This is a genomic window from Microcoleus sp. PH2017_24_DOB_U_A (assembly GCF_020738205.1).
Taxonomy (GTDB): domain Bacteria; phylum Cyanobacteriota; class Cyanobacteriia; order Cyanobacteriales; family Microcoleaceae; genus Microcoleus.
The window spans coordinates 1-13,212 of the sequence record NZ_JAEQCT010000147.1; the positions used below are offsets into that span (position 1 = coordinate 1).

At 45.1% G+C, this 13,212-nt stretch carries 10 protein-coding genes; 3 read left to right on the forward strand and 7 right to left on the reverse strand.

The window, feature by feature from the left end; translation table 11 throughout:
• Positions 1-320: 320 nt before the first annotated feature.
• Entirely contained in the window at positions 321-773 is a 453-nt protein-coding gene (locus tag JGK07_RS30575) for a VOC family protein (RefSeq protein WP_293178629.1), read from the reverse strand.
• Between the two features lie 190 nt (positions 774-963).
• Positions 964-1,473: a TIGR02652 family protein gene (locus JGK07_RS30580; protein ID WP_293178626.1), complete on the reverse strand. Its 510-nt coding sequence runs from the start codon at positions 1,471-1,473 to the stop codon at positions 964-966.
• Positions 1,474-1,578: 105 nt separating this feature from the next.
• Here JGK07_RS30580 and JGK07_RS30585 point away from each other — a divergent pair, with 105 nt between their 5' ends.
• Positions 1,579-2,124: a gamma carbonic anhydrase family protein gene (locus tag JGK07_RS30585; RefSeq protein WP_293193462.1), complete on the forward strand. Its 546-nt coding sequence runs from the start codon at positions 1,579-1,581 to the stop codon at positions 2,122-2,124.
• A 41-nt stretch (positions 2,125-2,165) separates the two neighbouring features.
• On the forward strand, positions 2,166-2,771 hold the full coding sequence (locus JGK07_RS30590) for a Uma2 family endonuclease (protein ID WP_293178620.1): 606 nt from the start codon (positions 2,166-2,168) through the stop codon (positions 2,769-2,771).
• Positions 2,772-2,795: 24 nt separating this feature from the next.
• Here the strand turns inward: JGK07_RS30590 and JGK07_RS30595 are convergent, their stop codons facing one another.
• Positions 2,796-3,779 carry a hypothetical protein gene (locus JGK07_RS30595; RefSeq protein ID WP_293178618.1) on the reverse strand — a complete coding sequence of 328 codons (984 nt, stop codon included), beginning with the start codon at positions 3,777-3,779 and terminating at the stop codon, positions 2,796-2,798.
• Between the two features lie 23 nt (positions 3,780-3,802).
• A complete protein-coding gene (locus tag JGK07_RS30600; RefSeq protein ID WP_293178615.1) occupies positions 3,803-4,855 on the reverse strand; it encodes a DUF262 domain-containing protein in 1,053 nt (350 codons plus the stop codon).
• A 99-nt stretch (positions 4,856-4,954) separates the two neighbouring features.
• On the opposite strand from JGK07_RS30600, the gene JGK07_RS30605 reads away from it, so the two are divergent.
• Complete coding sequence (locus JGK07_RS30605; RefSeq protein WP_293198312.1) at positions 4,955-7,441, forward strand: GH116 family glycosyl hydrolase; 2,487 nt, start codon at positions 4,955-4,957, stop codon at positions 7,439-7,441.
• Between the two features lie 538 nt (positions 7,442-7,979).
• Here JGK07_RS30605 and JGK07_RS30610 read toward each other — a convergent pair.
• From JGK07_RS30610 to JGK07_RS30620, 3 genes are all read right to left on the reverse strand, one after another.
• A complete protein-coding gene (locus JGK07_RS30610) occupies positions 7,980-9,530 on the reverse strand; it encodes an ATP-binding protein (RefSeq protein WP_293178609.1) in 1,551 nt (516 codons plus the stop codon).
• A gap of 126 nt (positions 9,531-9,656) precedes the next feature.
• A complete protein-coding gene (locus JGK07_RS30615) occupies positions 9,657-12,356 on the reverse strand; it encodes an Ig-like domain-containing protein (RefSeq protein WP_293291203.1) in 2,700 nt (899 codons plus the stop codon).
• The coding region (locus JGK07_RS30620; protein ID WP_293291205.1) for a cadherin-like domain-containing protein at positions 12,283-13,212 on the reverse strand (930 nt) is incomplete at its 5' end. The genes JGK07_RS30615 and JGK07_RS30620, both read right to left, overlap by 74 nt.

Here is a 13,212-nt window from a genome sequence, read left to right on the forward strand (position 1 = left end):
TTGGGGCGACTCGATACAGAAAAAACTTATCTTTAACCAAGCTTGAATATATTGATCGCTCCTGCTCTTGGTTGGCAATCAATTATTCAGCAAGCCCTACATAATTCAAATATATTATTCCGATGCTACCGGATTTGATATCAGTCCGCAGCCGTATAGCGGACTTCAGTCCGCACTACGAACGGTTTTTGTGATGCTAATTGACAGGACATGATATTAATGGCTCGTGCTTTGTTGCATCTAATATCTACGATTGAATGATGCTATCAAACAAAGTTAAAAGTCCTAACTCCTGGGTCGGACACGGCAATGCCGTTTTCCTACTTTTCAGAATTGATAGAATTAAGACGCCGGATAAACTCTAAGGGCAAATCGTCGGTATCAGCAATAAAAGCTACTTCATAAACATTTTGCCCGATCGCCTGTTGAGTCGGTTCTAATAAAACTTTCAAAGCTTGAAACTGATTTGGTTCGTCTTTAGCTGCTTCCTCAAACCGCTGTTTGAGAGACTGCAACCAACTCGGCAAATCAGTTGTCGCCTCAGTCAAATCGAAAGATAAATGATAATATCCAACATAATGCTCGTCACCGAAAGCATCCGGTGCGGGTTTTGGTTCCGGAATTTGGATGAGTTCGATGCGTCCGTTGAGACCTTCCATCCAACAGGCTAGGGTGTAACCTGTGGTAAAGCGATCGCTCACAGTAAAGCCTAACTGTTCGTAAAAGGCGATCGCCCGATGAATGTTAGCAGTGCGAATCGAGGCGTGGTGCATTTGGCAGTTGACAGTTGATAGTTGACAGTTGATAGTTGGCAGTTGATAGTTGGCAGTTGTCAATTGGTAGTTGTCAATTGGTAGTTGGCACTTATTATTTATCCTATGTTATTTGTCACCTACTACTAAGAAATTAATAAACTAATAACTACTGCCAACGGACAACGGACAACGGACAACGGACAACGGACTATTCAAACAATCGAAAATAGGGATATCTAATTGGAACTCCCGGCTCTTTTTCCAAATCAAAATTAATCACTTCCCAGCAAGGTTCCTCTTGGGGATCGGGGCTAAAATCCACAGGTAAACCGTACAGCCTCGGGCGTGGCGAATCCGGCTGGCCCCGCCAAGGCGTGCTGCGTTCCAAATAAGCGCTGATTAAGTCTCGATAACGTTGGGCAACGATGACGCGAGTTGCTCGGTACCCTTGAGTATAAAGTCGATCGAGCGCTTCGTGAATTTCAAACCGAATTCCGTCAGGGTGAGTGTGCTGGCGATACCATTCATCCTCCCAGCGGCGCCAGTGTCGCCCAGACTGAAGGTGAACCAGTTCCCCCGTTTTTGGATCTGCCTCAAATGCCCCGTGACGCGGACACAAATAGGTATCCGTGAGTGTTAAAGCCGGAATTGTTTGGCGACAGTGTGGACACTGAATTTCCGGGCCAAACATCGGGTATTGCAAGGCAACTTCAATCATTTATTGCGTCCCAGCATATTTATCTGCAAAAGTGGCAAATAGTCTTATTATATCCCGTATCAACAACCAGCTAATCTGCTAGAAGTATCACGATCGACCAAAAAGATGAGCAATCTCAACGAACCTCTGCTTGCACTTCCTGCCTATTGGCCATTGCCGGATCTCTCCGAAGCTGCTTTTGTCGCTGAGGGCGCTGTTGTCATCGGCAGGGTAGAGGTGGCTGCGGGCGCTAGTATCTGGTACGGGGCGGTGGTGCGGGGGGATGTAGAACGAATTGCGATCGGCAAAAGTACCAATATCCAAGATGGAGCAATTCTACACGGCGATCCGGGGAAACCGACTGTTTTAGAAGATTTTGTGACAGTAGGACATCGAGCGGTCATTCATTCAGCTTACATTGAACGGGGCTGTTTGATCGGGATTGGGGCGATCGTCCTGGATGGAGTGAGAGTCGGCACAGGCTCGATCGTCGGTGCAGGGGCGGTTGTCACGAAGGACGTTCCCCCTCATACGCTAGTGACTGGAGTGCCTGCCAAGCGGCTGCGAGACTTGTCTGAAGAGGAATCTGCCCAGTTAGTGGAACACGCTAAGCGTTACGAAAAGTTGGCTTTGGTGCACGCGGGGAAAGGTTCTGATTTGGGATTTGGTTAGTTGATAGAATAAGATTTTAAGCAAAAAACTATTAGTTTCCAATGGCTTACACCGCGCAAAAAATCCTCACCTTTGAAGCATTTGTCGATCGATACTGTGACAACCCCCGCTACGAACTTGCTGACGGAGAATTAGTTGACAGGTCACCCACAGGCCCCCACGAAACCGTCAGTGGTAAACTGGTAGCTCAAATAGTAATTGCGATCGCAGCAGAAAAACTACCTTGGTTCATTCCCCGCACTTGTTTGATCCGTCCATTTTCCGACGCAGCTACTGCCCGCCGTCCCGATATTGTAGTGTTAGATGAAACTGCCCTTGTCAGCGAACCCCTCTGGGAAAGAGAACCTGTGATTACCCTGGGGCGATCGATTAAATTGGCAGTAGAAGTCGTCAGCACTAACTGGGAAACAGATTATGCCCGAAAAGTTGAAGAATATGCTCTTTTAGGAATTCCAGAATATTGGATTGTTGATTATCGCGGATTGGGAGGCGTGGCTTTTATCGGTAAACCGAAACAACCTACTGTCACCGTTTGTCAACTAATCGATCAAGATTATGCCAAACAACAATTTCGCATGGGTGAACGGATTATTTCTCCTCTGTTAAAGAGTTTGCAACTTCGATTAGATGATATTTTGCCCCGTTAGGCGATCGGGTTTGTGTTAAAATTATCAAAGATCGTATTCAAAAATCAAATCAACGTTGTTCTGAAAAATTGGATAAAGCGTAAGCAATTCTGATGTTATATGAAAATAATAGTTATCTAAAGGCAAAATAATAATTTCTGCTTCTACTAAAATCGCCAAAAAATACTGTAATAGGGAGATACTTCTGGGAATTTGCTTGCTGGGAGTTGAATTAATTTTTTTTGTAATACACTTAATAACCTCTTGAACTTTATCCACTTTTCCAGCCCTGACAAGAATACCATATAAATTATCGCAAAAACGGGTCATATCTTTGGGCTTAAGTTCTTCGGGAATTTTTTCTCGCTGGAATAGTTCTTGAGTAGCAATAGCTAGTTGACGCTTTTTTTTTGTTTCAGGATCCTCACTTTCTTGTATAGCAGGAGATATTTGTTCAAATGCCAGAATCATTGTATCTAGCTGTTCAACAATCGCTTTTATTTGTGCTGCTAAACGGAGTTTCTTCCAGTCAATTTCCGAACCTTTATAAACTAGATCGTGGGTTGAAACTGCCCATGCGTGTTCAAAAGCACTTTTTATTTGAATTTCAAAGATGACATTAAAAATACTCAAAAAATTATCGATATTGCTATCATCTACACTTTTTAAGCGGGCATAAATTCTAGTTGAATCAAATTTAAAAGTATCGGGAGATTTTTTATTCTGTCCTCTTTTGACTGTTTGAGTAACCTGAAAAGTATCTTGACAAAATTTAATTACCTCTTTTTCTTGTGATAAATTTGGGATAATGACTGTACAACCAAATAAGTCATCTAGTTTTGACCATTTTTCAAATCTACCTGTCTCAATTTTTTCTGCTAAAGATTCAATAGTTTTAATTCTAGAAGTCAGTGCATATCCCTTGTTGTCACAAAAATTTAGCATTGTTTCTTTTACTAGCTTTGCAACCTCTTGGACGAAGGGAAGATATTGTTCATATTGGCGGTCTAAAATAGAAGGATAAATCATAAATTCGATATTTTACAGATTGATTACAAATTAGTATTTCCTGAAATCAATAATTTTAAGATATTAATTCTAGTTTTAGTTTTTTCAATTCCTGATGAACCCAATGAAGTTGTGATTGCCTCATAATAAGCTTGAGCTTCTTGAGTTTTTATTGCTAATTCAGGAGATTTTACTAATTCCATCAATTCGTAAATTCTCTGGCAGACATCGGCTGTTATATTTAATGATTTTTCACGCTTTAATTCTGCGATCGCGCCAAAAAATGAATAAAAGTCAGCTTGATTTTTGAGTTTTGTTTTGCATAAATTTATATCTTTAGGCGAAACATCTAACAAGTCTTTTATTAATTCTATAACTTGTTTAAATTCAGATGCTATTTCATCTTGCTCCTCCCAAGCTAAATCTCGATCGTTAAAAGCTTTATCCAAATCATCCTGACGATAAGACTTAACTCCTTCTTCTAGAAACAATAAAAGTAGAGTCACAAACTCTACATCTTTCATTTGTTTTTTGTCTTTTGCAGGAATTAAGGGAAAGCTTGGTGGGAGAATTGCAGCTATCCAGTCAGTTAAATCTTCTACAGTAGTGATAAATCCGCCATTGAACTTTGCATGACGCAGTTCTTGACGTGTTAACTTGATCACATTACGGTTGATTCGGTTAAATATATCATTGATGATTCGTTCATCGTCGGATGGGACATATTCAACAGCAAACTGATATTTCCAAAAATTTTGCTTGACTTCGTTTTCTAAGTCTTTGAAAGATTTACCTGTCAGTCTTGTCAAAGTTGCTTGTTCACTTACCGGAAATTTATTCTCAGCAAACTCAAATAAAGTAGATAACCTTTGTTTGCCATCAACAACACTATACTTAGATCTGCCTTCAGATGTGATTTCTTGATACAAAAAGATAGCAGGGGCAGGATATCCATTAAGTACAGTATCAATGAAAAAGTCTTTATATTCTTGATTCCAAACACTGCGTCTTTGATAAGGTGGCTCAAGGTCAAGTAGACCTCTTGTGTAGAGATCCCAAAACCAAGAAACAGTTTGAAAATTTATGGCTCGACTCATCTGACTTGTTCCGCAGTAGGGTAAACTGTTAATTTCAATTATATACTATTAAGGCTCTGCGACACTTGCACCGATCGCCCTTGCCACCAAAATCAAATCATGAACGATCGCACATCCAATTCAAACATTCCTCCACACACCTGGAAACGCGCCATCGGCCTCGGTTGGGACAATCCCTATACAGTCCGCTACGCAAGCAATCTCGACGACGGGCCCTGGCACGGAATGCCTCTGGGTGGCTTCGGTGCAGGCTGCATCGGGCGATCGCCCCGAGGTGATTTCAACCTCTGGCACATCGACGGCGGCGAGCACATTTTTCGCAGTTTACCAGCTTGTCAGTTCAGTATATTTGAAGAAACAAAAGGCAAAAAACAAGCCTATGCACTGTCAACCGAACCGCCTACAGATGGCAGTTTATCTAGTTGGCAATGGTATCCTTCTGAAGGAAGAAGTAAGAAGGAAGAAGGAAGAAGAGAAGAGCAAGAAGAAGTAACGGGATGCAAGTATAATTCTGGTAGTTATCATGCTTTATATCCGCGCAGTTGGTATGTTTACGAAAATGTGTTTGAAGCTCAATTAAGCTGCGAGCAATTTTCTCCAATATTGCCGAACAATTATCAAGAAAGCAGTTACCCAGTTGCCATGTTTGAATGGGTAGCGCACAATCCGACAGATGCGCCGATTACTCTCAGCATCATGCTAACTTGGGAGAATATTGTCGGGTGGTTTACCAATGCTGTACCCCCCCAGCCCCCCCTTAGTAAGGGGGGGTACGGGGGGGTTCCCGTCAAGGTGCGAGATGATGGCAGTCCATTTTATGACTATAAATCCCGGTGGGGAGAAAGTGGCGGAAATATGAATTTGTTGGTGGAAGATTTTCACCGTTTTGGTTGCGTGATGACGCGGCTGACTGCTGACGATCGGCCACAAGAAGGAGATGGACAATGGGCGATCGCAACTATTACCAATCCGGCGGTAGAAGTATTCTATCAAACTCGCTGGAATCCCGCAGGGGACGGCGAGGATATTTGGCGGCACTTTTCTCAACAAGGTTTCTTGTTGGATGACAGAGACGAGACAGCCGCCGCCCCAGGAGAACAGTTAGCTTGTGCGATCGCAGTTCGGTTTACAGTTAGACCAGGAAAAACTCGCAAAATCCCCTTTATCATAGCTTGGGATTTGCCCGTTACTGAATTTGCATCGGGAGTTTCTTACTACCGCCGTTATACCGATTTCTTCGGGCGCAATGGCAAAAATGTCTGGCCGATTATTCGCACGGCGATGAAGCATTCGGATACTTGGCGCGAAAATATTGAAGCTTGGCAAAAACCGATTTTAGAACGGACTGATTTGTCAGATAGTTTTAAAATGGCGCTGTTTAATGAATTGTACATTTTAACTCAGGGCGGTAGTCTCTGGAGTGCAGCAGATGAACGCGATCCGAAGGGTCAATTTGGGGTTTTGGAGTGTATTGATTACCGCTGGTACGAAAGTTTGGACGTGCGGCTTTACGGTTCTTTTGCTTTATTGATGCTGTGGCCTGAATTAGAAAAGTCTGTCATGATTGCCTTTGCTAGGGCAATTTCTGCGGGTGACGATACTCCGCGAGTTATTGGTTGGAATCAAGCTGCGGCGATTAGAAAAGCTGTCGGTGCGACGCCGCACGATTTGGGTGCTCCCAACGAACATCCTTGGGAAAAAACGAATTATACTAGCTATCAAGATTGCAATTTGTGGAAGGATTTACCTTGCGATTTTGTGTTGCAGGTTTATCGGGATTTCCTGTTGACTGGTGGCACAGATTGTGAGTTTTTGCAAGAGTGTTGGCCGGCGATTGTTGAGGCTTTGGCTTATCTGAAAACTTTTGATGAGGATGGGGATGGCATTCCTGAGAATTCGGGTGCGCCGGATCAGACGTTTGATGATTGGCAAATGCGGGGGATTAGTGCGTATTGCGGCGGTTTGTGGTTGGCGGCGCTGGAAAGTGCGATCGCGATCGGCGAAATCTTAGAAGATGCAGCACCGGATATACTTCCGAATCCGCAAGAGAAGATTGCATTATATCACAGTTGGCTGCTACAAGCAAGACCTAGCTATCAGGAAAAACTGTGGAACGGTCAATATTACCGTTTGGACAGCGAGAGTAATTCGGAAGTGGTGATGGCCGACCAATTGTGCGGTCAATTTTACGCAAAACTGTTGGGATTGCCGGATATTGTGCCGTCTGAATGTGCACTCAGCGCTTTGGAAACTGTGTATGAATCTTGTTTTTTAAAGTTCAATGATGGTGAGTTCGGCGCGGCGAATGGGGTGATGCTGAACGGTTCCCCGGAAAATCCGAATGCGACTCATCCTTTGGAAGTTTGGACGGGGATTAATTTTGGGTTGGCGGCTTTTTTGGTACAGATGGGAATGGAGGATAAGGCGTTTAAGTTGACGGATGTGGTGGTGAAGCAGATTTATGAGAATGGGTTGCAGTTTCGGACGCCGGAAGCGATTACGGCTGGGGGGACTTTTCGGGCGAGTCACTATTTGCGGGCGATGGCGATTTGGGCAATTTATGGGGTGTTGACTGGTTTTAAATAGGGCATTGGTGCGATAAAATTAGGTACGTTGTTGGGCTTTAGCCCTCGGGATTTAAGAGGTTCTATAAGCTATCAGTCATGCCTCACCTTTATGATAAAGGCTATAGCATTTATCATAAACATGAGGTATGATTGTAAATGGAGTTTTTGATGCGACCTCGCTTACTATATAATCTAATACGGTTTATTTAACGCTTTTTGAATAATTTTATATGACGATTTTCTGCCAATACAGGCATTTTTGGCAAGTCAGATTTTTCTTAAGGATCGCAAATTAAATAATTTATACAAGGAAAGTGGAATGGGCGGGAGAGCCCGTTCATAAAGGACGGGCTCTCCCGCCCATCCCACAAAAACCATCAAATTGTAAGTTATTTAATTCTCATTCCTAAGTCAACTGTATTGCTATATAATCACTATAATCACTACTCTAAGAGGGCTAAAGCCCAACAACATACCTTTCGCAAGCTTAGACAATTTTCTGTTACCATAAAGTTTTTTGAACATTTTATAACTCTCTAAACTTGCAGAAGAAATCATCACGCACGAATAACTGTAATCTCCCGGTTCAATGGACTAGCATGAATTTCAGTTTTCAGCCGTTCTTCCAATTCTAGTGCATTGTCTCTGCGATCGAAGATTACCAACCAACCTTTATCTTGTCCCAATCTTGCTAAATATCCATCCAATTGTTCCAAACCTTTAGTCAAAGGATCGACTTTCCTATTCCGCCACACCTTCAGTTCAATTCCCAATGTCACCTCACCATAGCGCAAACACAGATCCATGCGATCGCGCCCAATGGCATATTCTCTCTCTAACGTTCCCCCACCGTTAATCACCCGATGCAGAAACGCCATCAACACCAAATGTGGCGCAATTTCGGGATAAGATGCACTTTTGAGCAACGGTTCGCCATGTTGCAGCCAAAAGGCGAGAAAGGCCTTGAGAAGGGCATCTGTGTTTAATTCTCCGTTGGCGCCCAACCAACTGGGACTGATAATCGGTAAACTATCTTGGGGGCCTTGGGCTAAAACTCGCGGTAAAACTTCTCGATAAATCGGATTGGCGATGACTAGCCCCCCAGCCGGATCGCGTCTGAGTAAACCCAAGTCTACCAAATATTGGCGATCGTCATTGGAAGATTCGGGCAATTCTCGTCCGGCTAAAATCGGTTCGATAATGGCTTTGACTCGGTTTTCTCTGAGTTTTTCTGCTAAACTATCTAAATGCGTATCTTGTCGTTTAATCAGAATCTCTTTAGCGGTTAAAATATGCTCGGCTGTAATTTCTATTGATTCATCAGTGACTAACTCTTCTACGATTTCTTTAGCTAACGCATTGACTAACCAAGGTTGTCCCTGAGTCAATTCAAAAGCTAAAGCTGAGGCTTCTGTTGTAAAAACTTGTCCGGTATCTTCTGTATGTTGATTGTAGAGTTCTACCACTTCAGCAGCATTAAAATTCCGCATAGTGAGGGAACGAACTTTAATATTAAATGGACTAGAAGTATTGAGCCTGTCACTGCCACCTGCCGCCACTTTATAATCTCTCACATCTCGCAAACCAATTAAACCAACTGATTGAGGAAAAGCGTTTGGACGATTGGGATAACCATCGCGTAATTGACGTAGAATAGAGATTAAAGCAAGGTCTTGTAAGGCATCAATTTCATCAATCAAAATAACTAAAGGACGAGGGGAAGATTCAGCCCAAAGACTGAGTGCATCGCCGATGCGGTGTCCGGCTTCTAATGAAGACCAAGCTATAGGTTGTAACTCTTGGGGTAATCTGATAGAAAGTGCTCGCCTCCAAGCACCGAGAATAGCATCTTCAGCACCAGGAATATCTTGACTGAAAGGTGCGCCCACTTCAACTGACAGCATGACAGCGGTATATTGTCCGCTTTCGGTGAGTTGTTTAGCTAAAGACAACATGGCAGTGGTTTTGCCGATTTGTCGGGGTGCGTGGATGACGAAATAGTTTTCCTGGGCTATCAGTCGTTCTAGGTTGGGGACGCGACTGGTTGCAGACAGCATATAGTGGATATCAGCGCGGCAGGGGCCGGCGGTATTGAACCATCTAGGCATAGCTAAATTGGGGTGAATCAGGGGTTGCTTTTAGTTTAGCTTGCGGTTGTCGGAATGCCGATCGCCCCCAAGCGTCAGCAAATTCGATTTTGCACCCTCGAAGCGGTTTCAACGGCTATCTTCAATCTACAAACCCAACTCAATTACTCTAAAATCTTGTTGGGTGATGAAATTAGCTTGCACGCCGTTGAGAGTCGCTAAGATTTTATCTGTGTTGGCAATTTTGATTAAGGTTGCACCGCCATCTTGAACTATGCTGAGTCGATCGACATTTAAGCCTCCCGTCAAAACCAATAAATCCTCACCTTGCCTAAAATCAGCTATTACATCGCCACTTTCTCCCGCAGTCAACAAAAAGTAATCGCGCCCGCTTCCCCCTTGCAGCGTATCTTTTCCTAAATCTCCAATCAACCAATCGTCGCCACTTCCCCCCATCAAAGTATCATTACCCTTGCCACCATAAAGAGTATCCTTACCCTCACCGCCGCACAATTTATCCGCATCTTCATCACCAAAAATTAGATCGTTGCCACTACCGCCACACAAATAATCTTTTTGACTGCTACCATTTTTCGGAATATTGTCAATATCTCCGAAAATTGTATCGTCGCCGTCGCCACCGCAGATGGTGTCACTTCCCAAATCTCCAAACAGCAAATCGTTGCCGGATTCGCCGCAAATTAGATCGTTATCTTTGCCGCCGTGGATGGTGTCATTGCCATCGCCACCAACAAGAGTATCTTCGCTTTCTTGCCCGTATAAAAGGTCGTTGCCCTTATCCCCAAACAGCAAATCTTTTCCTGTTAAATCGCCATCAGATGAGTCAGAAGTGCCACCAAATAAACTGTCATTACCTCGATCGCCAAACAAGGTATCGTTGCCTTTGTCGCCCCACACTATGTCATCATCTTTGCCTGCGATCGCCCGATCGTCATCTTTGCCCGCATAAATAACATCATTCCCAGCCTCCCCGACAATGTAGTCGTTATCTTCGTTGCCAAAAATCGTGTCGCTGTCTGCATCCGCGCCCACAGCAACTGGACTAGGAAGGCCGCCGTAAATATTGTCTCTGCCGAATAAGCCTATTAGCAAGTCGTTGCCGCTAAAACCGTTGATGCTGTCATTAATATCGCTGCCGGTGAGAGTATCTTTACCGTCTGTACCGTTGAGGGTGTTTGCAGTGATGTTGGGGCCGTCCATGGCTGTGCGATCGGGTAAATTGATTCGATCGCACATACAGTCTTCAACAGCAGTAAAAATTACCGCAGGTGTTGGGGTTTCGGTTGGTAGAGGTGCGATGGGAACGATCGGCATTTCTCCAGGCGTTGGTGTCGGTGTGGGAGTTTCCGCTGGCGTCGGAGTCGGAATTGCGATCGGCGTGCGAATGGGTGCGATCGGCGTCGGAGTGGGAATTGCGATCGGCGTGGGAGTCGGAGTTTCCGCTGGCGTGGGAGTCGGAGTTTCCGCTGGTGTAGGCGTCGGAGTCGGAATTGCGATCGGAGTTGGCGTCGGAGTCGGAGTTTCCGCTGGTGTAGGAGTGGGAGTTTCCGCTGGTGTAGGAGTCGGAATTGCGATCGGAGTTGGCGTCGGAGTCGGAGTTTCCGCTGGCGTGGGAGTCGGAATTGCGATCGGCGTCGGAGTTGGAGTTTCCGCTGGCGTGGGAGTCGGAATTGCGATCGGAGTTGGCGTCGGAGTTGGAGTCGGAATGGGAGTCGGAATGGGAGTTGGCGTCGGAGTATAATCTAAAATAGTCAAAATAGCAGTAGAATTCGTTCCCAAAATCGCACCATTGCTAGGCAAACTCAAGCTGAGATTAACAGTTTCATCGCCTTCTATTAAGGAGTCGTCAATAATTGGTACAGTAAAAGTTTTCTGAGTTTCGCCGATCGCAAAATTCAGCCTACCCGATGCAGCAGTATAATCGTTGCCAGCATTAGCAGTGCCGTTCGACGTACTGTAACTCACATCAGCAGCAACATCAGTATTTGTGCGAATGACAGTAATTGTGGCAGCAGTACCGTTTTCCCTGGCAGTGTAGTTAGCGGTACTGAAGTTAAACGCGCCTGCACTCTTGACGCTAATGTTCACCGCAACGGGCGAAGACTCAAGGATTCCGTCATTAAGGTTGTATGTAAAGCTGTCTGTTCCCGAGAAGCCAGTATTGGGAGTATAAGTAAAAGAGCCGTTTTTATTTAATATGAGATTGCCTTTGTTGGGCAAAGCAACCGGGGCGGCTGTCAGCGGGTTGCCATCCGGATCGATGTCATTGGCCAAGACGCCCGCGATCGCATCCACGTTGAGAACACTGCTATCCAATGTACTGTAACTGTCTGGATTGGCGATCGGCGATCGGTTAATAATAGTGATATTGACCGGCACCGAAGCAGACGTTAATACCCCGTCAGAAATGTTGTAACTGAACTTGTCTGTACCAACAAAACCTTGATTGGGAGTATAGCTGAAGGAACCGTCAGCCTTGAAATTTACCTTGCCGTTGTTGGGGGCTGCATCAAGTTTGGCGGTTAGAAAGTCGCCGTCGGAGTCGATGTCATTAGCCAAGAGTCCAGGGGCTGAAATATTGAGTGTCTTGTCGCGGGGAATGGTGTAGCTGTCGCTATTTGCCTGCGGTGGCTGATTGGTGACATTGATCTTTACCGGAGTCTCCGCAGAGGTGGATGCCCCGTCACTGATGTTGTAGCTAAATTCCTCCAAGCCGACAAAACCCGGATTGGGAGTATAGCTAAAGGAACCGTTAGCGTTGAAATTGACCTTGCCGTTTTTGGGTAATGTTACCAGTTTGTGCCTGAGGCTGCTGATTCGTGACATTGATCTTGACTGGCACCGAAACAGGTGGGTTGATGCCGTCAGTGACGCTGTAGCTGAAGTTGTCTGTACCGATAAAACCTGGATTGGCAGTATAGCTGAAGGAACCGTCAGCCTTGAAATTGACCTTGCCGTTGTTGGGAAGTGACCCCACTGTGGCAGTCAAGGGGTCGCCGTCGGGGTCAATGTCATTAGCCAGGACTCCGGGGGCTGGAACATTCAGTCCCTTGGTGTGGAGAGTTGTATAGTTGTCACTATTTGCTACTGGCGGCTGGTTGGTTAGCAACTTGGTGACGTTGATATTCACCGAAATGGCAGGAGATGCCAATATGCCGTCACTGATGCTGTAGCTAAAAATGTCTGTACCGGCAAAACCCGGATTGGGAGTATAGCTGAAGGAACCATCAGCCTTAAAATCGACCTTGCCATTTTTGGGGCCAGTTGATAAAGTTGCCGTCAGCGGGTCGCCGTCGAGGTCGCTGTCGTTGCCTAAGACACCTGCGATCGCAGAAACGTTGAGGGCAGTATCAAGTGAGGTACTGTAATTGTCTGTTTGTCCAGCAGGTGGCTGGTTGGTGACATTGAAATTGACCGCAACAGCCCCAGACGGCGATACTCCGTCGCTGACGCTGTAGGTGAAGTTGTCTGTACCTGCAAAACCCGGATTGGGAGTATAGCTGAATGAACCGTCAGCCTTAAAATCGACCTTGCCGTTAATTGGATTTGACAATACCTTGGCCGTCAGGATATCACCGTCGGGGTCGCTGTCGTTGCCTAATACTCCGGGGGCTTGCTGGTTGAATACCTTGGTGTGGGGAATCGTGTAATTGTCTGTTTGTCCAGCAGGTGGCTGGTTGGT